32 protein-coding genes and 1 pseudogene are annotated in these 19,530 nt (G+C 71.3%); 1 reads left to right on the top strand and 32 read right to left on the bottom strand.

Going from position 1 to position 19,530, the window contains the following annotated elements:
* Nucleotides 1-10: 10 nt before the first annotated feature.
* Nucleotides 11-961 carry a tRNA pseudouridine(38-40) synthase TruA gene (gene truA / locus JIG38_RS05205; RefSeq protein ID WP_307844595.1) on the bottom strand — a complete coding sequence of 317 codons (951 nt, stop codon included), beginning with the start codon at nt 959-961 and terminating at the stop codon, nt 11-13.
* A gap of 58 nt (nt 962-1,019) precedes the next feature.
* On the opposite strand from truA, the gene JIG38_RS19995 reads away from it, so the two are divergent.
* The gene (locus JIG38_RS19995; RefSeq protein WP_307844593.1) at nt 1,020-1,817 is read left to right on the top strand and encodes an ROK family protein; all 798 of its coding nucleotides are present in this window, start codon (nt 1,020-1,022) and stop codon (nt 1,815-1,817) included.
* 77 nt (nt 1,818-1,894) lie between these two features.
* Here JIG38_RS19995 and JIG38_RS19990 read toward each other — a convergent pair.
* The 31 genes and pseudogenes from JIG38_RS19990 to rpsJ form a co-directional block, all read right to left on the bottom strand.
* Nucleotides 1,895-2,596 (bottom strand): annotated as a pseudogene (locus JIG38_RS19990) (alpha/beta fold hydrolase); the annotation flags it as partial.
* Between the two features lie 76 nt (nt 2,597-2,672).
* The gene (rplQ, locus tag JIG38_RS05195; RefSeq protein WP_199422702.1) at nt 2,673-3,257 is read right to left on the bottom strand and encodes a 50S ribosomal protein L17; all 585 of its coding nucleotides are present in this window, start codon (nt 3,255-3,257) and stop codon (nt 2,673-2,675) included.
* A 67-nt stretch (nt 3,258-3,324) separates the two neighbouring features.
* The gene (locus JIG38_RS05190; RefSeq protein WP_199422701.1) at nt 3,325-4,329 is read right to left on the bottom strand and encodes a DNA-directed RNA polymerase subunit alpha; all 1,005 of its coding nucleotides are present in this window, start codon (nt 4,327-4,329) and stop codon (nt 3,325-3,327) included.
* A gap of 181 nt (nt 4,330-4,510) precedes the next feature.
* Nucleotides 4,511-4,918: a 30S ribosomal protein S11 gene (rpsK, locus tag JIG38_RS05185; protein ID WP_199422700.1), complete on the bottom strand. Its 408-nt coding sequence runs from the start codon at nt 4,916-4,918 to the stop codon at nt 4,511-4,513.
* 86 nt (nt 4,919-5,004) lie between these two features.
* On the bottom strand, nt 5,005-5,385 hold the full coding sequence (gene rpsM / locus JIG38_RS05180) for a 30S ribosomal protein S13 (protein WP_199422699.1): 381 nt from the start codon (nt 5,383-5,385) through the stop codon (nt 5,005-5,007).
* 204 nt (nt 5,386-5,589) lie between these two features.
* Nucleotides 5,590-5,703 carry a 50S ribosomal protein L36 gene (gene rpmJ, locus JIG38_RS05175; protein ID WP_009740505.1) on the bottom strand — a complete coding sequence of 38 codons (114 nt, stop codon included), beginning with the start codon at nt 5,701-5,703 and terminating at the stop codon, nt 5,590-5,592.
* A gap of 85 nt (nt 5,704-5,788) precedes the next feature.
* Nucleotides 5,789-6,010 carry a translation initiation factor IF-1 gene (gene infA / locus JIG38_RS05170; protein WP_012867920.1) on the bottom strand — a complete coding sequence of 74 codons (222 nt, stop codon included), beginning with the start codon at nt 6,008-6,010 and terminating at the stop codon, nt 5,789-5,791.
* Between the two features lie 235 nt (nt 6,011-6,245).
* Nucleotides 6,246-7,067: a type I methionyl aminopeptidase gene (gene map / locus JIG38_RS05165; protein ID WP_199422698.1), complete on the bottom strand. Its 822-nt coding sequence runs from the start codon at nt 7,065-7,067 to the stop codon at nt 6,246-6,248.
* Between the two features lie 7 nt (nt 7,068-7,074).
* Complete coding sequence (locus tag JIG38_RS05160) at nt 7,075-7,662, bottom strand: adenylate kinase (RefSeq protein ID WP_199422697.1); 588 nt, start codon at nt 7,660-7,662, stop codon at nt 7,075-7,077.
* Entirely contained in the window at nt 7,659-8,957 is a 1,299-nt protein-coding gene (secY, locus tag JIG38_RS05155) for a preprotein translocase subunit SecY (RefSeq protein ID WP_199422696.1), read from the bottom strand. The genes JIG38_RS05160 and secY overlap by 4 nt, the downstream gene beginning before the upstream one ends.
* Nucleotides 8,958-9,131: 174 nt before the next feature.
* A complete protein-coding gene (rplO, locus tag JIG38_RS05150; RefSeq protein WP_199422752.1) occupies nt 9,132-9,893 on the bottom strand; it encodes a 50S ribosomal protein L15 in 762 nt (253 codons plus the stop codon).
* A gap of 2 nt (nt 9,894-9,895) precedes the next feature.
* Nucleotides 9,896-10,078, bottom strand: a complete 183-nt coding sequence (gene rpmD, locus JIG38_RS05145) for a 50S ribosomal protein L30 (protein WP_149204222.1) — start codon at nt 10,076-10,078, stop codon at nt 9,896-9,898.
* Entirely contained in the window at nt 10,078-10,713 is a 636-nt protein-coding gene (gene rpsE, locus JIG38_RS05140; protein ID WP_199422695.1) for a 30S ribosomal protein S5, read from the bottom strand. Before rpsE ends, rpmD begins: the two co-directional genes overlap by 1 nt.
* A gap of 43 nt (nt 10,714-10,756) precedes the next feature.
* Nucleotides 10,757-11,128, bottom strand: coding sequence for a 50S ribosomal protein L18 (gene rplR / locus JIG38_RS05135; protein WP_199422751.1), 372 nt, complete (start codon nt 11,126-11,128; stop codon nt 10,757-10,759).
* Between the two features lie 2 nt (nt 11,129-11,130).
* Nucleotides 11,131-11,667: a 50S ribosomal protein L6 gene (gene rplF, locus JIG38_RS05130; RefSeq protein ID WP_199422694.1), complete on the bottom strand. Its 537-nt coding sequence runs from the start codon at nt 11,665-11,667 to the stop codon at nt 11,131-11,133.
* 24 nt (nt 11,668-11,691) lie between these two features.
* Nucleotides 11,692-12,084, bottom strand: coding sequence for a 30S ribosomal protein S8 (rpsH, locus tag JIG38_RS05125; RefSeq protein WP_199422693.1), 393 nt, complete (start codon nt 12,082-12,084; stop codon nt 11,692-11,694).
* A 74-nt stretch (nt 12,085-12,158) separates the two neighbouring features.
* Nucleotides 12,159-12,344 (bottom strand): type Z 30S ribosomal protein S14, encoded by a 186-nt coding sequence (locus JIG38_RS05120; RefSeq protein ID WP_199422692.1) that lies wholly within the window; start codon nt 12,342-12,344, stop codon nt 12,159-12,161.
* A 1-nt stretch (nt 12,345) separates the two neighbouring features.
* A complete protein-coding gene (gene rplE / locus JIG38_RS05115; RefSeq protein WP_199422691.1) occupies nt 12,346-12,930 on the bottom strand; it encodes a 50S ribosomal protein L5 in 585 nt (194 codons plus the stop codon).
* The gene (gene rplX, locus JIG38_RS05110; RefSeq protein WP_199422690.1) at nt 12,930-13,271 is read right to left on the bottom strand and encodes a 50S ribosomal protein L24; all 342 of its coding nucleotides are present in this window, start codon (nt 13,269-13,271) and stop codon (nt 12,930-12,932) included. Before rplX ends, rplE begins: the two co-directional genes overlap by 1 nt.
* 2 nt (nt 13,272-13,273) lie before the next feature.
* Nucleotides 13,274-13,642, bottom strand: a complete 369-nt coding sequence (rplN, locus tag JIG38_RS05105) for a 50S ribosomal protein L14 (RefSeq protein ID WP_182112032.1) — start codon at nt 13,640-13,642, stop codon at nt 13,274-13,276.
* A 139-nt stretch (nt 13,643-13,781) separates the two neighbouring features.
* A complete protein-coding gene (rpsQ, locus tag JIG38_RS05100; protein ID WP_199422689.1) occupies nt 13,782-14,087 on the bottom strand; it encodes a 30S ribosomal protein S17 in 306 nt (101 codons plus the stop codon).
* Between the two features lie 14 nt (nt 14,088-14,101).
* A complete protein-coding gene (gene rpmC, locus JIG38_RS05095; RefSeq protein WP_199422688.1) occupies nt 14,102-14,344 on the bottom strand; it encodes a 50S ribosomal protein L29 in 243 nt (80 codons plus the stop codon).
* Nucleotides 14,344-14,763, bottom strand: coding sequence for a 50S ribosomal protein L16 (rplP, locus tag JIG38_RS05090; RefSeq protein WP_149204211.1), 420 nt, complete (start codon nt 14,761-14,763; stop codon nt 14,344-14,346). Before rplP ends, rpmC begins: the two co-directional genes overlap by 1 nt.
* Nucleotides 14,764-14,765: 2 nt before the next feature.
* Nucleotides 14,766-15,593 (bottom strand): 30S ribosomal protein S3, encoded by an 828-nt coding sequence (rpsC, locus tag JIG38_RS05085; RefSeq protein ID WP_199422687.1) that lies wholly within the window; start codon nt 15,591-15,593, stop codon nt 14,766-14,768.
* A complete protein-coding gene (gene rplV, locus JIG38_RS05080; RefSeq protein ID WP_199422686.1) occupies nt 15,593-15,961 on the bottom strand; it encodes a 50S ribosomal protein L22 in 369 nt (122 codons plus the stop codon). Before rplV ends, rpsC begins: the two co-directional genes overlap by 1 nt.
* Before the next feature lie 64 nt (nt 15,962-16,025).
* Nucleotides 16,026-16,307, bottom strand: coding sequence for a 30S ribosomal protein S19 (gene rpsS / locus JIG38_RS05075; protein WP_182112038.1), 282 nt, complete (start codon nt 16,305-16,307; stop codon nt 16,026-16,028).
* A gap of 15 nt (nt 16,308-16,322) precedes the next feature.
* A complete protein-coding gene (rplB, locus tag JIG38_RS05070) occupies nt 16,323-17,165 on the bottom strand; it encodes a 50S ribosomal protein L2 (RefSeq protein WP_199422685.1) in 843 nt (280 codons plus the stop codon).
* A gap of 34 nt (nt 17,166-17,199) precedes the next feature.
* Complete coding sequence (gene rplW, locus JIG38_RS05065; protein ID WP_199422684.1) at nt 17,200-17,502, bottom strand: 50S ribosomal protein L23; 303 nt, start codon at nt 17,500-17,502, stop codon at nt 17,200-17,202.
* The gene (rplD, locus tag JIG38_RS05060) at nt 17,499-18,197 is read right to left on the bottom strand and encodes a 50S ribosomal protein L4 (protein WP_199422683.1); all 699 of its coding nucleotides are present in this window, start codon (nt 18,195-18,197) and stop codon (nt 17,499-17,501) included. The genes rplW and rplD overlap by 4 nt, the downstream gene beginning before the upstream one ends.
* 2 nt (nt 18,198-18,199) lie before the next feature.
* Nucleotides 18,200-18,862, bottom strand: coding sequence for a 50S ribosomal protein L3 (gene rplC, locus JIG38_RS05055; protein WP_199422682.1), 663 nt, complete (start codon nt 18,860-18,862; stop codon nt 18,200-18,202).
* A gap of 19 nt (nt 18,863-18,881) precedes the next feature.
* The gene (gene rpsJ / locus JIG38_RS05050) at nt 18,882-19,190 is read right to left on the bottom strand and encodes a 30S ribosomal protein S10 (RefSeq protein WP_012867945.1); all 309 of its coding nucleotides are present in this window, start codon (nt 19,188-19,190) and stop codon (nt 18,882-18,884) included.
* Between the last annotated feature and the right edge of the window lie 340 nt (nt 19,191-19,530).

The raw sequence follows: 19,530 nt of genomic DNA, 5'->3' as shown, positions 1-19,530 counted from the left end.
GGGTCGGCCCCTAGCCCTCGAGCGTCCCCGCGTCGGGGGCGGCACCGACCGCGCGGTCCGGGCCGGTCGCCGCCCGCGCCGCGGGGCCCAGGGCCGCGTCGGCGTCGGGGCGGCGCGCGCGGGTGCGCTCCGCCCGCTCGGCGAGCTCCTCGTCCGGCGGGTACGCGACCTCCTCGAGGCACAGCCCGCCAGGGGGCGCGACGACGCCCTCGCGCCGGCCGCCGTCGAGCAGCGCGGCGGGCCAGCCCGGGTCCCGCCTGCCCTCCCCCACGGCGGTGAGCGCGCCGACGAGCGAGCGGACCATGGAGTGGCAGAAGGCGTCGGCCCGGACGCCCACGACGACGAGCCCGGCGTCCTCGCCCGACGCCGGCCGCTCGACGGTGAGCACCTCGAGGGTGCGGATCGTCGTGGCGCCCGCGCGCGGCCGGCAGAACGCGGCGAAGTCGTGCCGTCCGACGAGCGGCGCCGCGGCGGCCCGCATCGCGTCCGCGTCGAGCGGCACGCGGTGCCGCACGACGAGGTGCCGGCGCAGCGGGTCCACGGCCGCCGGGTCGTCGGCGATCCGGTACGCGTAACGGCGGTGCAGGGCGGCGAAGCGCGCGTCGAAGCCGCGCGGCGCGGGACCCGCACGGTGCACCACGACGTCGGGCGGCAGCACGCCCGCCAGGCGCCGCACGAGGGCCGCCCCCGGCTCGCGGGTCATGCGTCCCCGCACCGCCGCCCAGACCGCCGGGTCGAGGTCGACGTGCGCGACCTGCCCCCGCGCGTGCACGCCGGCGTCGGTGCGACCGGCGACCGTGAGCCGCGGTTCGGGGCACCGCAGCACCGTGCCGAGCGCGGCCTCGAGCGTGCCCTGCACGGTGCGCAGGCCCGGCTGGGTCGCCCAGCCGGCGAAGTCGGTGCCGTCGTAGGCGAGGTCGAGCCGGACCCGCACGGCGGGCTCGGTGGGCGTCGCGGTCACGGCGCCACGGTAGCCGTCGGCGTCGTGCACCCGTTCCCGCGCCGCTAGGGTCGCGACGGTGAGCACCACGTCGCACCCGGGGCCGCGCACGCTCGCGGTCGACTGCGGGGGCGGCGGGATCAAGGCGTCCGTCCTCGACGCGGCGGGCACCATGCACGTGCCTCCGGTGCGCGTGCCCACGCCCTACCCGCTGCCGCCCGAGCGCCTCGTCGCGACCGTCGTCGACCTCGCCCGCGGGCTGCCCGACGCGGACCGCGCGACCGTGGGCATGCCGGGGATGATCCGGCACGGCGTCGTCATCGCCACACCCCACTACGTGACGCGGTCGGGCCCCCGCAGCCGGGTCGAGCCCGAGCTCGTGGCGGCGTGGGCCGGCCGGGACGTCGAGGCCGCGCTGGCCGAGGCGCTGGGCTACCCCGTGCTCGTGCTCAACGACGCCGAGGTGCACGGCGCGGGCGTCGTCTCGGGCAGCGGCCTCGAGCTCGTCCTCACGCTGGGCACGGGCCTGGGCTCGGCGCTGTACGACGGCGGCACGCTCGCGCCGCACCTCGAGCTGTCGCACGCCCCGGTGCGGTGGGGCGTGACGTACGACGCCTACCTGGGCGAGCACGAGCGGCGGCGGCTCGGCGACGGCGCGTGGTCGCGGCGCGTGCGCCGCGCGGTCGAGGGCCTGCGGCCCGTCGTGCTCTGGGACCGGCTCTACCTCGGCGGGGGCAACGCGCGACGGATCCGGCCGGCCGTGCTCGAGGCGCTGGGGGACGACGTCGTCGTCGTGCCGAACTCCGCCGGGATCGTCGGGGGCGTCCGCGCGTGGTCGCTGCGCTCCCCGGGCGGCGCGGGCGACGCGCCGGGCTGAGCGCCCGCCCCCGCCGCGGTCCGCAGCGTCGCGTCGACCTCGTCGGCCGCATCGAGGACGACGCGGCTGAAGGCCACCGGCCGCACGAGGCTCACCAGGTGCGTCGCGCGCGGGATCGTCACGAGGCGGGCCGTGGGGCACGCCGCGACGAACGCGCGCTCCTGGGTGCGGAAGTGGTCCCACCGGCCGTTGACCACCCACACGGGGCACCGGATGCGCGCGAGGTCCTCGAGCGGCCGCAGGCCGCGGACGGCGCCGAGGAGGTCCACCATGACGTCGAGCGCGTAGCCGCCCTCCGCGAGCGCCAGACCGGCCTCGGGCGGCAGGGCCCGGTCGACCATCGTCCGGTTGAGCCAGGCGCCCCGGTCGGGGAGCCGCGCGATGAGGCGGGCGAGCGCACGCCAGGCACCGGTGACGGGCTGGTCCGGCACCGTGCTGCAGCCCGCGGCCACGAGCCCGACGGCGGCCTGCGGGTGCCGCGCGGTCCAGGCGATGCCGAGGTAGCCGCCGAGCGAGAGGCCCACCAGGAGGGCGCGCCCGCCGAGCTCCGCGACGGCGTCGTCGATCGCCTCGAAGCTGTCCTCGACGCCGAACCGCTCGCCGCGCCGCAGGCCGTGGCCCGGCAGGTCGACCGCGAGCGCGCGACGTCCGGCGCGGTCCAGCGCCTCGAGCTGCGGGCGCCACATCGTGCGGCTCGCCCGCGCACCGTGGAGCAGCAGCACGGGGACGCGCGGGTCGTCCGCCGGCGACGCCGACGGGGGCGGGGGTGCGACGTCCACCCGTCCAACCTACGACGCCGGGGACGACGACGGGCCCGGACCGACTCGCGTCGGTCCGGGCCCGTGACGTGCGTGCTCAGGCCTTGTCGGCCTCGGGCGCCGACTCCTCGACGGCCTCGGACTCCTCGGCAGCGCCGAGGTCCTCCGCCGGGGTCTCCTCGACCGTGTCCGCCGGGGTCTCCTCGACCGTGTCCGCCGGGGTCTCCTCGACGGGCGCCGCAGCGGCCTTCGTGGAGGACTTCGGCGCGGCGGCCTTCTTCGTGGCCTTCTCGGCCTCGCGGACGGTCGCCTGCTTCGGGCTCACGGGCTCGAGGACGAGCTCGATGACCGCCATGGGGGCGTTGTCGCCCTTGCGGGGGCCGATCTTCGTGATGCGCGTGTAGCCGCCCTGACGCTCGGCCATCGCCGGCGCGATCTCGGTGAAGAGCTCGTGCACGACGCTCTTGTCCCGGACCGTGGCGAGCACGCGACGACGCGCGTGCAGGTCGCCGCGCTTGGCGAACGTGATGAGGCGCTCGGCGAGCGGGCGAAGCCGCTTCGCCTTGGCCTCGGTCGTGGTGATCCGGCGGTGCTCGAACAGGCTCGTCGCCAGGTTGGCGAGGATGAGCCGCTCGTGCGCCGGACCGCCGCCGAGCCGCGGACCCTTGGTGGGCGTAGGCATGGTCTGTACTCCTCAGTTCTCGAAGATCACGGGACCGGCCGCACGGGTGCGCCGGTCCGCCACGGCGTCAGGACAGCTCGTCCTCGGTGAAGTCGCTGTCGTCGTAGTAGGCGGCAGCGGTGGGGTCGAAGTCGATCGGGCTGTCCTTGAGCGACAGGCCGAGACCGGCGAGCTTCTCCTTGACCTCGGTGATCGACTTGGCGCCGAAGTTCCGGATGTCGAGGAGGTCGGCCTCGCTGCGCGCGACGAGCTCGCCCACCGAGTGGATGCCCTCACGCTTGAGGCAGTTGTACGAGCGGATCGTGAGCTGGAGCTCCTCGATCGGCAGCGCCAGGTCGGCGGCGAGCGCGGCGTCCGTCGGGGACGGGCCGATCTCGATGCCCTCGGCCTCGACGTTGAGCTCGCGCGCCAGGCCGAAGAGCTCGACCAGCGTCTTGCCGGCCGACGCCAGCGCGTCGCGCGGCGTGATGGCCTGCTTGGTCTCGACGTCGACGATGAGCTTGTCGAAGTCGGTGCGCTGCTCGACACGCGTGGCCTCGACCTTGTAGGTCACCTTGAGGACCGGCGAGTAGATCGAGTCGACCGGCACGCGACCGATCTCGGCGTCGTAGGCCTTGTTCTGCTGGGCGGAGACGTACCCGCGGCCGCGCTCGACCGTGAGCTCGACCTCGAGCTTGCCCTTGCCGTTGAGCGTGGCGATGTGCAGGTCGGGGTTGTGCACCTCGACGCCGGCGGGCGGCGTGATGTCCGCAGCCGTGACCGTGCCGGGACCCTGCTTGCGCAGGTACATCACGACGGGCTCGTCGTTCTCCGAGGAGACGACGAGCTCCTTGATGTTGAGGATGATCTCGGTGACGTCCTCCTTGGCACCGCTGACCGTGCTGAACTCGTGGAGCACGCCGTCGATGCGGATGGACGTCACGGCCGCGCCCGGGATGGACGAGAGCAGGGTGCGACGCAGGGAGTTGCCGAGCGTGTAGCCGAAGCCGGGCTCGAGGGGCTCGATGACGAACCGCGAGCGGTACTCGGAGATGACCTCTTCGGTCAGGGTGGGGCGCTGTGCGATGAGCACGGTGGTGTTCCTCTCGGTGTGCGTCCGCCATATGACGCATCACGTGGTGCGCCTGCCGGGTCTCGGTCCACCCGGCAGGGTCGTGCTGGTCAGGCTGGTCGTGCGGGTCCGCGGTCACGCAGACGCCGGACGCGCCGGTGGGCGGGACCGCGCGGCGCGCGACCCGCCCACCACGGCGGCGTCAGACGCGGCGGCGCTTCGGCGGACGGCAGCCGTTGTGCGCCTGCGGCGTCACGTCCTGGATCGAGCCGACCTCGAGCCCGGTCGCCTGCAGCGAGCGGATCGCGGTCTCGCGGCCCGAGCCGGGGCCCTTGACGAAGACGTCGACCTTCTTCATGCCGTGCTCCTGCGCGCGGCGGGCGGCCGCCTCGGCGGCGAGCTGCGCGGCGAACGGCGTGGACTTGCGCGAGCCCTTGAAGCCGACCTGGCCGGAGGAGGCCCAGGCGACGACGGCACCGGACGGGTCGGTGATCGACACGATGGTGTTGTTGAAGGTGCTCTTGATGTGGGCGACGCCCACGGCGATGTTCTTCTTCTCCTTGCGACGCGGCTTGCGCGCGGCGCCGGCGGTACGGGTCTTGGGAGGCATGTCGTTCCTTCTCGAGGTCTGAGGTCGTCGGACCGGGGGCCGCGGGTCGCTGAGACGTCAGCGCGCGGTGCGCCCCGGACTGCGGGCTACTTGCGCCCGGCCTTCTTCTTGCCGGCCACGGTGCGCTTCGGACCCTTGCGGGTGCGGGCGTTGGTCTTGGTCCGCTGACCGCGCACGGGCAGACCCCGGCGGTGACGGATGCCCTCGTAGCTGCCGATCTCGACCTTGCGGCGGATGTCGGCGGCGACCTCGCGGCGGAGGTCACCCTCGAGGCGGTAGTTCCCCTCGAGGTGGTCGCGCAGCGCGACGAGCTCGGCGTCGCCGAGGTCCTTCACGCGCAGGTCCGGGCTGATGCCGGTCGCGGCGAGCGTCTGCTGCGCGCGGGTACGGCCGACGCCGTAGATGTAGGTGAGCGCGACCTCGAGCCGCTTGTCGCGGGGGAGGTCGACGCCGACGAGACGTGCCACTGATGACTCCTGTACTGCCTCGGAGGTCCTCCGCACGGCCCTCCCGCTGCTGCGGGCCCCGGCCTCCGACCGGGGGTTGCGCCTGCCGGACCGAGGTCCGACGAGGAGCGCTGACCGTGCGCTGGTCCGGTCACCGCAGGTGCGGTGCCGGTGGTCGACTGGGTCGACCTGCTGCTCCCGGCTCGAGGCCGGGACGCCGGGGCGTCAGCCCTGGCGCTGCTTGTGCCGCAGGTTCTCGCAGATGACCATGACGCGACCGTGCCGGCGGATCACCTTGCACTTGTCGCAGATCTTCTTGACGCTGGGCTTGACCTTCATGCTGCGTTCCTCCGCCGCCGCACGCGCGCACGAGCGTGCGACGGGCGGCAGTGTCGATGGGGGTGATCTGTCGATCACCTGCGGACTACTTGTAGCGGTAGACGATCCGGCCGCGGGACAGGTCGTACGGGCTCAGCTCAACGACCACCCGGTCCTCGGGGAGGATCCGGATGTAGTGCTGACGCATCTTGCCCGAGATGTGGGCGAGCACCTTGTGACCGTTGGCCAGCTCCACGCGGAACATCGCGTTCGGCAGGGCCTCGACCACGCTGCCCTCGATCTCGATGACACCGTCCTTCTTTGCCATTTCCTCCGCTAACTCTGTGACGACACGACGTCCCGCTCGTCGCACCCGCCGGACGGCGGGCACTCCCCTGGCGGTCGGGACCGTCAGGGGCTGTCGAGCGGGGAGCGGGTGCCGGGACCCCGGTGACGCCTGGCTGCCACGAGGACTCGCCGGGGAACATCGGGGGCACACGCACCCAACGGGCTATCCTACGCCATCCTCGCGCGCCCGTGAACCACGGCCTCCGCGGTCCGGGTCACTCCCACGGGGCGACTGTCACGCCGAGCTCGGCGAGCCGCTGCGCGCCGCCGTCGGCCGCCGTGAGCACCCAGATGCCCTCCGGGCCGATCGCGACGGTGTGCTCCCAGTGCGCGGCGCGGGTGCCGTCCTCGGTCACGACGGTCCAGTCGTCCTCGAGCACCTGCGTCATGCGGGACCCGCGCGTGAGCATCGGCTCGATCGCCACGCAGAGGCCCGCGCGGAGCTTGGGGCTCTTGCCGCGGGCGCGGTAGTTGAGCACCTCGGGCGGCTGGTGCATCGCGCTGCCGATGCCGTGGCCGACGTACTCCTGGACGATGCCGTAGGTCACGGGCGCGGCCGCGACGACGTCCTCGACCGCGTCGCCCACGACGCCGAGCCGCTCCCCCGTCGCGAGGGCGGCGATGCCGGCCCACATGGCGCGCTCGGTCGTGTCGCTCAGCGCCACGTCGGCCGGGTCCGCGTCCGGGAGCACCACGGTGAACGCGGCGTCGCCGTGCCAGCCGTCGACGATCGCGCCGCAGTCCACCGAGACGACGTCGCCCGGCTCGAGCTGCCGGTCGCCCGGGATGCCGTGCACGATCTCGTCGTTCACCGACACGCACAGGGTGGCCGGGTACCCGTGGTAGCCGAGGAACGACGGCGTCGCTCCGGCGCCCTCGATGACGCCCGCCGCGACGGCGTCGAGGTCCGCGGTCGTCAGGCCGGGGCGGACCGCCTCGCGCACGGCGGCGTGCGCCTGCGCCACGACGAGGCCGGCGCGGCGCATGGCCTGGACCTGCTCGCGCGTCTTGTACTCGATCGCCTCGCGGCCGAACACGTCGACCTCAGACCGCGTCGGGCACGACGGCGCCGAGGGCCGCGACGAGGCGCTCGGTGACCTCGTCGATCCCGCCGATGCCGTCCACCTGGACGAGCAGGTCGCGCGCGGCGTACGCGGTCGTGAGGGGCGCCGTCTGCTCGGCGTAGATGTCGAGGCGGCGCGCGATCGACTCCGGGGTGTCGTCCTCGCGGCCCTCGATCTCGGCGCGTCGGGCGAGCCGCGCGAGGAGCTCGTCGCGGTCCGCCGTGAGCTCGACGACGGCGTCGAGCGTGACGCCGTGCTCGCCGAGGATCGCGTCGAGCTCGTCGACCTGGGCCGCGTTGCGCGGGTACCCGTCGAGGATGAAGCCGGGCTCGACGTCCGCCTGGGCGAGGCGGTCGCGCACCATGGCGTTCGTGACCTCGTCGGGCACGAGCTCGCCGCGCGCGGAGTACGACTGCGCGAGCACGCCGAGCTCGGTGCCTCCCTTGATGTTCGCCCGGAAGATGTCCCCGGTCGAGATCGCGGGCACGCCCAGGCGCTCGGCCAGACGCGCTGCCTGCGTGCCCTTGCCGGCGCCCTGCGGCCCCATGATCACCAGTCGAGCCGTCACCGCAGGAACCCCTCGTAGTGTCGCTGCTGGAGCTGCGACTCGATCTGCTTGACCGTCTCCATGCCCACGCCGACGACGATGAGGATCGAGGCGCCGCCGAACGGGATGTTCGTGCCGACGTCGAGCAGGATGAACGCGATGAGCGGGATCATCGCGACGAACGCCAGGTAGAGCGAGCCCGGCGCCGTGATCCGCGAGATCACGTAGTCCAGGTACTCGGCCGTCGGGCGCCCGGCGCGGATGCCCGGGATGAAGCCGCCGTACTTCTTCATGTTGTCCGCGACCTCGTCCGGGTTGAACGTGATCGCCGTGTAGAAGTAGGCGAAGAAGATGATGAGGACGACGTAGAGCCCGATGTTGAGCGGGGACGCCGGGTCGGCGACGTTCACCGAGATCCACTGGACCCAGCCGGCCGTCTGGTCGCCGAACTGCGCGACGAGCCCGGGGATCGCGAGCAGCGACGAGGCGAAGATCACCGGGATGACGCCCGACATGTTGATCTTGATCGGGATGTAGGTGCTCGAGCCGCCGTACATCTTCCGACCGACCATGCGCTTGGCGTACTGGACCGGGATCCGGCGCTGCGACTGCTCGACGAACACGACCAGCCCGATGACGAGGACGATCACGGCGAAGACGATGAGGAACTTCGTCACGCCGTTCTCGCCGCCGGCGATCGACCACATCGCGACCGGGAAGGTCGCCGCGATCTGCGTGAAGATCAGCAGCGACATGCCGTTGCCGATGCCGCGCTCGCTGATGAGCTCCCCGAGCCACATGATGATCGCGGTCCCCGCGGTCATCGTGATGATCATCAGGAGGATCGTGATGACGCCGTCCTCCGGGATCACCGGCACCGAGCAGTTCGCGAAGAGCAGGCCGTTGCGGGCGACCGTGATGATCGTCGTCGACTGGAGGATCGCGAGGCCGATCGTCAGGTAGCGCGTGTACTGCGTGAGGCGCGCCGTGCCGGACTGGCCCTCCTGGTGCAGCGCCTCGAAGTGCGGGATGACCACCCGCAGCAGCTGCACGATGATGCTCGCGGTGATGTAGGGCATGATCCCCAGCGCGAAGACCGCGAGCTGGAGCAGCGCACCGCCGCTGAAGAGGTTGATGAGGCCGAGCAGGTCGTTGGCGCCCTGCGTCTCCTCGACGCACTGCTGCACGTTGCCGTAGTCGACGCCCGGCGTCGGCAGGAACGAGCCGAGCCGGAAGACGGCCATCACCGCGATCGTGAACAGCAGCTTGCGCCGCAGGTCTGGCGTCCGGAACGCCCGGGCGAATGCGCTGAGCACCTGTCCTCCTGCTCCGCCCGCGGGCGGTGTGTCGTCGTGCCGGGTGACCCGGCGTGCGGCCCGCGTCCGATGTCCGACGCCGCGGTGCCGCGATTCCCGTGCGAACCCTAACCGAGGTCCGTCACCGGACGGCGCAGGGGCCGGGTCGCGATGCGGCCCGGCCCCTGCTCCAGCTCAGTCCTGGGTGATCGTGCCGCCGGCGGCGACGATCTTCTCCGCGGCCGAGGCCGAGACCTTCTGGACGGCGACCGTGAGCTTGACGCTCACGTCACCGTCGCCGAGCACCTTGACCGGCGCGCCCTTGCGGACGGCACCCTTGGCCACGAGGTCCTCGACCGTGACGTCCCCGCCCTGCGGGTACAGGGTGGCGAGCTTCTCGAGGTTGACGACCTGGTACTCCGTGCGGAACGGGTTCTTGAACCCGCGCAGCTTCGGCAGGCGCATGTGCATGGGCATCTGCCCACCCTCGAACCGCTCGGGCACCTGGTAGCGGGCCTTCGTGCCCTTGGTGCCTCGACCGGCCGTCTTGCCCTTCGACGCCTCACCACGACCGACACGGGTCTTCGCGGTGTGCGCGCCGGGGGCGGGACGCAGGTGGTGCACCTTGAGGGTGCCACCGGCGCCTTCGGGCGCGGCCTTCTTCGTGCTCGCGGACGAGCGCGTCGCGGCCTTGGCGGGCTTGTCGGCGGCGGCGGAGGTCTCCGTCGTCGCCTTCGAGGCACGCGCCGGCTTCTCGGCGGCGGCCGACGCCTCGGCCTTGGCGGCCTTGGTCGCCTTGGCCGGCTTGTCGGCCTTGGCCTCCGAGGTCGCCTTGGTCGCGGGCGCCTTCTTCGCGGCCGCCTTCTTCTCGGCGGCCGGCTTCTCGGCGGCCGCCTTGGCGGACGTCGTCGCGGTCGCCTTGGCGGCCGCGTCCTTGTCCTTCTTGGTCTCTGCCATGGTCACTCGACCTCCTCGACGGCGACCAGGTGGGTCACCGTGGCGACCATGCCGCGGATCTCAGGACGGTCCTCCTTGACGACGACGTCGCCGATGCGCTTGAGGCCGAGGGTCCGCAGCGTGTCGCGCTGGTTCTGCTTGCCGCCGATGGCGGACTTGGTCTGGGTCACCTTGAGCCGGGCCATCACGCACCCGCCTTCGCGGCGACGCCCGCGGCGCGCGCACGCAGCATCGAGGCCGGCGTCACGTGCTCGAGCGACAGCCCGCGGCGCGCAGCCACGGCCTCGGGCTCCTCGAGCCCGCGCAGCGCCGCGACCGTCGCGTGGACGATGTTGATCGCGTTGGACGAGCCCATGGACTTCGACAGGACGTCGTGGATGCCGGCGCACTCGAGCACCGCACGCACGGGACCACCGGCGATGACACCGGTACCCGGCGACGCCGGACGCAGGAAGACGACGCCCGCGGCGGCCTCACCCGTGATCGGGTGCGGGATCGTGCCCTGGATGCGCGGGACGCGGAAGAAGCTCTTCTTCGCCTCCTCGACACCCTTGGCGATCGCCGCGGGGACCTCCTTGGCCTTGCCGTAGCCGACGCCGACGGTGCCGTCACCGTCGCCCACGACGACGAGCGCCGTGAAGCTGAAGCGACGACCACCCTTGACGACCTTGGACACCCGGTTGATGGTGACCACTCGCTCGACGAAGGCACTCTTCTCGGCGGCGTCTCCGCGACGTCCGCCGTCGCGGCGACCACCGTCGCGGCGGTCACCGCCCGCGCCGCCCTGGGCGCCGGTGTTGCTGCGCTGAGGTGCAGCCATCAGTGGTTCCTCTGCTTCCGTACGGACAGGACTCGGGTGGCGGTCACAGGACCAGCCCGCCCTCGCGGGCGCCGTCGGCGACCGCCGCGACCCGCCCGTGGTACTTGTTGCCGCCGCGGTCGAACACGACGGCCTCGACGCCGGCGGCCTTGGCGCGCTCGGCCACGAGCTCACCGACGCGACGGGCCTTGGCGGTCTTGTCGCCGTCGAAGCCCCGCAGGTCGACCTCGAGGGTCGACGCGGAGGCCAGCGTGCGGCCGACGGTGTCGTCGACGACCTGGGCCACCATGTGGCGGCTCGAGCGCGAGACGACGAGACGCGGGCGCACCGGCGTGCCGGTGACCTTCTTGCGCAGGCGCAGGTGGCGACGCGCACGGGCGACGGACTTGCCCTTGCCACGGATCGTGAGTGCCATCGTCACTTACCAGCCTTTCCGGCCTTGCGGCGGACGACCTCGCCCGCGTAGCGCACACCCTTGCCCTTGTACGGCTCGGGCTTGCGGATCTTGCGGATGTTCGCGGCGACCTCGCCGACCTGCTGCTTGTCGATCCCGCTCACGGAGAAGCGCGTGGGCGCCTCGACCGCGAAGGAGATGCCCTCGGGCGCGCTGACGACGACCGGGTGGCTGAAGCCGAGGGCGAACTCGAGGTCCGAGCCCTTGGCGGTCACGCGGTAGCCCGTGCCGACGATCTCGAGGCGCTTGGTGTAGCCCTCGGTGACGCCCACGACGAGGTTCGACAGCAGCGTGCGGGTCAGGCCGTGCAGCGAGCGCGACGCGCGCTCGTCGTCCGGGCGCGTCACCACGAGGGTGCCGTCCTCCTGGGCGACCTGGATGGGCGCGGGGACGGTGTGCGTCAGGGTGCCCTTGGGGCCCTTGACCGTCACCTCGGCGCCGTCGATGCTCACGTCCACGCCGGCCGGGACCGGGACGGGGACCTTGCCGATTCGAGACATGGTCTTCTCCTCTCGGTTCTCGGGTTACCAGACGTAGGCGAGGACTTCCCCACCCACGCCCTTCTTGGCGGCCTGCTTGTCGGTGAGCAGGCCGGAGGACGTGGAGAGGATCGCCACGCCGAGGCCGCCCAGCACGCGGGGCAGGTTGGTCGACTTGGCGTACACGCGCAGGCCCGGCTTGGACACGCGGCGGACGCCGGCGAGCGAGCGCTCGCGGTTGGGGCCGAACTTCAGCTGGATCGTGAGGCTCTTGCCCACGAGGGCGTCCTCGACGGACCAGCCGGCGATGTAGCCCTCGGCCTTGAGGATGTCGGCGATGTTCCCCTTGAGCTTGCTGTAGGGCATCGTGACGGAGTCGTGGTACGCGGAGTTCGCGTTCCGCAGACGGGTGAGCATGTCTGCGATCGGGTCAGTCATCATCGGGCTGTCGCCCTTCCTCGCCGCGGTATCGCGGCGGTGCGGAGTGCACCGCCGGACCTACGGCGTCGTCGTTACCAGCTGCTCTTGGTGACACCGGGAAGCTCGCCGCGGTGCGCCATCTGGCGCACGCAGATACGGCAGAGGCCGAACTTGCGGTAGACCGAGTGCGGACGGCCGCACCGCTGGCACCGGCTGTAGGCACGGACGCCGAACTTCGGCTTGCGCGCCGCCTTCTGGATCAGGGCAGTCTTCGCCATGTCAGTTCTCCTTGAAGGGGAAGCCCAGACGGCGGAGCAGCGAGCGGCCCTCGTCGTCGGTGGTCGCGGTCGTCACGACGGTGATGTCCATGCCGCGCTGCCGGTCGGTGCGGTCGGGGTCGATCTCGTGGAACATCACCTGCTCGGTCAGGCCGAAGGTGTAGTTGCCGTGCCCGTCGAACTGCTTCGGCGACAGGCCACGGAAGTCGCGGATGCGCGGGAGGGCGAGCGAGACCAGCCGGTCCGCGAACTCCCACATCCGGTCGCCGCGCAGCGTCACGTGGGCGCCGATCGGCATGCCCTCGCGCAGCTTGAACTGGGCGATCGACTTGCGCGCCTTGGTCACCTGCGGCTTCTGCCCGGTGATCGCGGTGAGGTCCTTGATCGCGCCCTCGATGAGCTTCGAGTCGCGCGCGGCCTCACCGACGCCCATGTTGACGACGATCTTCACCAGGCGCGCGACCTGGTTGACGTTCTCGTGCGCGAACTCCTCGCGGAGCGCCGGGAGGATCTCCTCGGCGTAGCGCGCCTTGAGCCGCGGGACCTCACGGGTCTCGGTGGTCGCGGCCTCGGTCTGGGTGCTCATCAGATGTCCTTACCGGAGCGCTTGGCCACGCGGACCCGGACGGTGCGGGTACGCCCGTCGCGCTCGATCTCCTCGGTGCGGTACCCGACCCGGGTGCCCTTCTTGGTCTCCGGGTCGACCAGCATCACATTGCTGACGTGGATGGGGGCCTCGACGGTCTCGATGCCACCCGTGCGCGTGCCGCGGTTCGACTGGCCGGCCTTGACGTGCTTGGTCACACGCTGGACGCCCTCGACGATGACGCGGTCCGAGTCCTTGACGACCTCGAGCACGCGCCCCTGCTTGCCGCGGTCGCGGCCCGAGATGACGACGACGAGGTCGCCCTTCTTGATCTTGGCCATGGTCAGAGCACCTCCGGCGCCAGCGAGATGATCTTCATGAACTTCTTGTCGCGCAGCTCACGACCCACCGGGCCGAAGATGCGGGTGCCGCGAGGCTCGCCGTCACCCTTGAGGATCACGGCGGCGTTCTCGTCGAACTTGATGTACGAACCGTCCGGGCGACGGCGCTCCTTGGTGGTGCGCACGATCACGGCCTTGACGACGTCGCCCTTCTTGACGTTGCCGCCGGGGATGGCGTCCTTGACGGTCGCGACGATGACGTCGCCGATTCCGGCGTAGCGACGGCCAGAGCCACCGAGAACCCGGATGCAGAGGATCTGCTTCGCACCCGTGTTGTCGGCGACCTTGAGTCGCGACTCCTGCTGGATCATCTTTCCCTACTCCTGTCGTCTGCTGGTTCTCGCTGCGCTGCTCGCGAGCGAGCCTTGCCGAACGGATGTGTGTGGTCGGGCGTCCGGTCGGTGACCTGCTGGCTGGCGCCCCGGGGTGCGGGGCGCCCGACCGGCTGGACTACTTCGCCTTCTCGAGGATCTCCACGACGCGCCACCGCTTGGTCGCGGACAGCGGGCGGGTCTCCATGATCAGGACCAGGTCGCCCGTGCCGGCCGCGTTGGCCTCGTCGTGCGCCTTGACCTTGCTCGTGCGCCGCATGACCTTGCCGTAGAGCGGGTGCTTGACCCGGTCCTCGACCTCGACCACCACGGTCTTGTCCATCTTGTCGCTGAGGACGTAGCCCCGCCGCGTCTTGCGGTACGGCCGGTGCTCGGCGCCCGTCGACTCGGCGGCCGTCGCCGCGCTTGCGTTCTCGCTGCTCATGTCAGACCTCTCGCTCACTCAGCGCTGGAGCTGGGTGCGGTACGGATGCCGAGCTCGCGCTCGCGCAGGATCGTGTAGATCCGCGCGATGTCGCGACGCACGGCCTTGAGCCGACCGTGGCTCTCGAGCTGGCCGGTGGCGGACTGGAAGCGGAGGTTGAACAGCTCCTCCTTGGCCTTCTTCAGCTCGGCGACGAGCGCGTCGTCGTCCATGCCGTCCAGCTCGGTCGGAGCAAGCTCCTTCGACCCGATAGCCATCAGTTGCCACCACCCTCGCGCACCACGAAACGGCACTTCATCGGGAGCTTGTGCATCGCACGCCGCATCGCCTCACGGGCGAGGGGCTCCGGGACGCCGGCGAGCTCGAAGAGCACGCGGCCCGGCTTGACGTTCGCGATCCACCACTCGGGGGAACCCTTACCGGAACCCATGCGGGTCTCCGCCGGCTTCTTGGTCAGCGGACGGTCGGGGTAGATGTTGATCCAGACCTTGCCACCACGCTTGATGTGGCGGGTCATGGCGATACGAGCAGCCTCGATCTGCCGGTTCGTGACGTAGGCGGGCTCGAGAGCCTGGATGCCGTACTCGCCGAACGAGATCGCGGTGCCACCCGTGGCCGCGCCGGAGCGCGACGGGTGGTGCTGCTTGCGGTGCTTGAGCCTGCGCGGGATCAGCATGCTCAGGCCTCCGTTCCGGTCGAAGCCTCGCCGGCGGGAGCGGCCTCGGCGGCCGGCTGGGCCGGTGCCTCGGACGTGCCCTCGGCACGGTCACGGCGCGGACCACGAGCCGGACGGTCGCCACGGTCGCCGCGCGGACCACCGCGGGGCGCGCGCGGGCCGGCCGTGGCCTGCTCGCGGGCGAACTCCTTCTCGGTCATGTCGCCCTTGTAGATCCAGACCTTGACGCCGATCTGGCCGAACGTCGTCTTCGCCTCGAAGAGACCGAAGTCGATGTTCGCGCGGAGCGTGTGCAGGGGCACGCGGCCCTCGCGGTAGAACTCCGACCGGCTCATCTCGGCGCCGCCGAGGCGACCCGAGCACTGGACCCGGATGCCCTTGGCACCCGCGCGCTGGGCGGACTGCATGCCCTTGCGCATGGCGCGGCGGAACGAGACACGGCTCGCGAGCTGCTCGGCGATGCCCTGCGCGACCAGCTGCGCCTCGATCTCGGCGTTCTTGACCTCGAGGATGTTGAGCTGGACCTGCTTGCCCGTGAGCTTCTCGAGCTCGCCGCGGATGCGGTCGGCCTCGGCGCCACGGCGGCCGATGACGATGCCGGGACGCGCCGTGTGGATGTCCACGCGGACGCGGTCACGCGTGCGCTCGATCTCGACCTTGGCGATGCCGGCGCGCTCGAGGCCCGTCGACATGAGCTTGCGGATCTGGACGTCCTCGCGGACGTAGTCGCGGTAGCGCTGCCCGGGCTTGGTGCTGTCGGCGAACCAGCGCGACCGGTGGTCGGTGGTGATGCCGAGGCGGTACCCGTGCGGGTTGACCTTCTGTCCCACTATCGGGTCCTCTCCTTCTTCTCGACCGGCGCGACGACCACGGTGATGTGGCTCGTGCGCTTGAGGATCTGGCTCGCGCGACCCTGGGCCCGCGGGCGGAAACGCTTGAGGGTCGGGCCCTCGTCCACGTACGCCTCGGAGACCACGAGCGTCGAGGCGTCGAACGCGACGTTCGCGCGGTCCGCCTTGACGCGGGCGTTGGCGATCGCGCTCTCGACGACCTTGAGGACCGTCTCCCCCGCGGCCTGCGGCGCGAACTTCAGCGTCGCGACGGCCTGCTCGGCCTGCTTGCCACGGATGAGGTCCACGACGCGCCGGGCCTTCTGGGGCGTGACACGGACGAACCGCGCCTGCGCCTTGGCTTCCATTGCTGTCCTGCCTTCTTCTGTCAGTGGATGACGTACCGCCGGGTTGTCGTCGGTGACCGTGAGGTCAGCGACGACGGCCCTTGCGGTCGTCCTTCTCGTGGCCGCGGAAGGTCCGCGTGGGGGCGAACTCGCCGAGCTTGTGGCCGACCATCGACTCGGTCACGAAGACCGGGACGTGCTTGCGGCCGTCGTGCACGGCGAACGTGTGGCCGAGGAAGTCCGGCGTGATCATCGAGCGCCGGGACCAGGTCTTGATGACCGTCTTGGTCCCCTTCTCGTTCTGCACGTCCACCTTCTTCTGGAGGTGGCCGTCGACGAAGGGGCCCTTCTTCAGGCTGCGAGGCATCTGTCAGGCTCCTTTTCAGCGCTTCTTGTTCTTGCCGGACCGGCGGCGACGGACGATGAGCTTGTCGCTCGGCTTGTTCGGACGGCGCGTGCGGCCCTCCGGCTGGCCCCAGGGGCTCACCGGGTGACGACCACCGGACGTCTTGCCCTCACCACCACCGTGCGGGTGGTCGATCGGGTTCATCGCGACACCACGGACCGACGGGCGCTTGCCCTTCCAGCGCATGCGGCCGGCCTTGCCCCAGTTGATGTTCGACTGCTCGGCGTTGCCGACCTCGCCGACCGTGGCGCGGCAGCGCAGGTCGACGTTGCGGATCTCGCCCGAGGGCAGACGCAGCTGGGCGTAGGGACCGTCCTTGGCGACGAGCTGCACCGAGGCGCCCGCCGAGCGGGCCATCTTCGCGCCGCCACCGGGCTTGAGCTCGATGGCGTGGATGACGGTACCGGTCGGGATGTTGCGCAGCGGGAGGTTGTTGCCCGGCTTGATGTCGGCCGAGGCGCCGTTCTCCACCACGTCACCCTGCGACAGCTTGTTCGGCGCGATGATGTAGCGCTTCTCGCCGTCCGCGTAGTGCAGCAGCGCGATGCGCGCGGTGCGGTTGGGGTCGTACTCGATGTGCGCGACCTTGGCCGGCACGCCGTCCTTGTCGTGACGACGGAAGTCGATCACGCGGTAGGCGCGCTTGTGCCCGCCGCCCTGGTGGCGCGTCGTCACACGACCGGTGCTGTTGCGGCCACCGGTCTTGTGCAGCGGCCGGACGAGCGACTTCTCGGGCTCGGAGCGCGTGATCTCGACGAAGTCGGCGACGCTCGAGCCACGACGGCCGGGCGTCGTCGGCTTGTACTTGCGGATTCCCATGGAGGTCAGTCCCTTGTGTCTCGTCGGTCCGGCGTCAGCCGACCGGTCCGCCGAAGATGTCGATGGTGCCCGAGCGCAGCGTGACGATCGCGCGCTTGGTGTCCTTGCGCTTGCCCAGGCCGAACTTCGTCCGCCGCGACTTGCCCTTGCGGTTGATCGTGTTGACCGAGGCGACCTCGACGTCGAACACCTGCTCGACGGCGATCTTGATCTCCGTCTTGTTGGCGCGCGGGTCGACCACGAAGGTGTACTTGCCCTCGTCGAGCAGGCCGTAGCTCTTCTCGGAGACGACCGGCGAGATGAGGATGTCGCGCGGGTCCTTGTTCAGCGTGGTCACTTCGTCTCCTCAGCGTCCTGCTCGGCCTCGGTCGACGTCGCGACGGCCTTGGCCGCCTTGCCCGTGGGGCGCGTGAGGAAGGCCTCGAGCGCACCGCGGGTGAAGACGACGTCGTCGGAGACGAGCACGTCGTAGGTGTTGAGCTGGTCGGCCTGGAGCAGGTGGACCTGCTCGGCGTTGCGCAGCGACTTCCAGCTGGCCTCGTCGCCCCGCTCGAGCACCACGAGGACGTGGCGACGCTGCGAGATCGACGCGAGGGTCGCGACGGCCGTGCGCGTCGAGGGCACGGAGCCCTCGGCGGCGAAGCTCTCCACGACGTGCACGCGGCCGGCCCGGGCCCGGTCGGACAGGGCGCCGCGCAGGGCGGCCGCCTTCATCTTCTTGGGCGTGCGCTGGCTGTAGTCACGCGGCGTGGGGCCGTGGACGACGCCACCGCCGGCGAACTGCGGCGCACGCGTCGAGCCCTGGCGCGCGCGGCCGGTGCCCTTCTGCTTGTACGGCTTCTTGCCACCACCGGACACCTCGCCACGGCTCTTCGTGGAGTGGGTGCCCTGGCGGGCGGCGGCGAGCTGGGCCACCACGACCTGGTGGATCAGCGGAACGTTCGTCTGGACGTCGAACACCTCGGCAGGGAGCTCGGCGGTGCCGGCCTTCTTGCCCGTGGCGTCCAGCACGTCGACGGTCAGCGCGGACATGGTCACGCCCCCTTCGCGGCACTACGCACGAGGACGACGCCGCCCTTGGGGCCGGGAACGGCGCCCTTGACGAGCAGGAGGCCCCGCTCGGCGTCGACCGCGTGAACGGTCAGGTTCTGGGTGGTCTGGCGCACGTGGCCCATGCGACCGGCCATGCGCAGGCCCTTGAAGACGCGCGACGGCGTCGAGGCGCCGCCGATCGAGCCGGGCTTGCGGTGGTTGCGGTGCGCACCGTGGGAGGCGCCGACGCCGGAGAAGCCGTGACGCTTCATGACACCGGCCGTGCCCTTGCCCTTGGTGGTGCCGACGACGTCGACCACCTGGCCGGCCGTGAAGGCCTCGGCGGTGATCTCCTGGCCGAGCGTGAACTCGGCTGCGTCGGACGTGCGGATCTCGGCGACGTGACGGCGCGGCGTGACGCCGGCCTTCTCGAAGTGGCCCTTGAGGGGCTGCGTCACCTTGCGCGGGTCGATGGGCCCGTAGGCGAGCTGGACCGCGGCGTAGCCGTCGGCGTCCGTGCTGCGCACCTGCGTCACCACGTTGGTGCCGACCTGCACGACCGTGACCGGCACGAGGCGCCCGGCCTCGTCCCACAGCTGGGTCATGCCCAGCTTGGTCCCGAGCAGTGCCGTGATCGGCTTGGCGTTCTGGGGAAGCGTGGTCATCGTGATCTCCTGACCGGCCTCAGAGCTTGATCTCGATGTTCACGTCCGCGGGCAGGTCGAGTCGCATGAGCGAGTCCACCGCCTTCGGCGTGGGATCGATGATGTCGATGAGGCGCTTGTGCGTGCGCATCTCGAAGTGCTCGCGGCTGTCCTTGTACTTGTGAGGCGACCGGATGACGCAGAAGACGTTCTTCTCCGTCGGCAGCGGCACCGGACCCACGACCGTCGCACCAGCGCGCGTCACCGTGTCGACGATCTTGCGCGCCGAGCTGTCGATGACCTCGTGGTCGTAGGACTTGAGCCGGATGCGGATCTTCTGTCCCGCCATGGCGTCGTCTGACTCTCTCTCTCGAACCGCTGGCTGTCCGACCCCCGCACTCGGGCGTGTCGCGATTCGCGACACACCTTCGCGCTGCGCACCGTGAGGAGCGAGGTCGTTGGATGCTGTGTGGAGCCAGTCCCCGTCGCCCGGATGTGGGCGAGGCACCTGCTCCTCAACGTCTGTCGTGCTTGGCTGCCGGTCTCACACCTGACGACCGCGCTGCGGGGCTCGTGGAACGCTCCCCTGCCTGCGCGGCGCACGGCGGCGCCGGGCAACCTGAACAGTGTGCCAGACGCCCCAGCCGATTACCAATCGGCCGGACGTCGCCCCGGTCACACCGGGGGCA

Origin of the sequence: Actinotalea solisilvae (assembly GCF_016464425.1) — a bacterium.
Classification (GTDB): Bacteria; Actinomycetota; Actinomycetes; order Actinomycetales; family Cellulomonadaceae; genus Actinotalea; species Actinotalea solisilvae.
The sequence above is the reverse complement of the archived record's forward strand: the minus strand, read 5'-3'. Positions and strand labels throughout refer to the sequence as shown.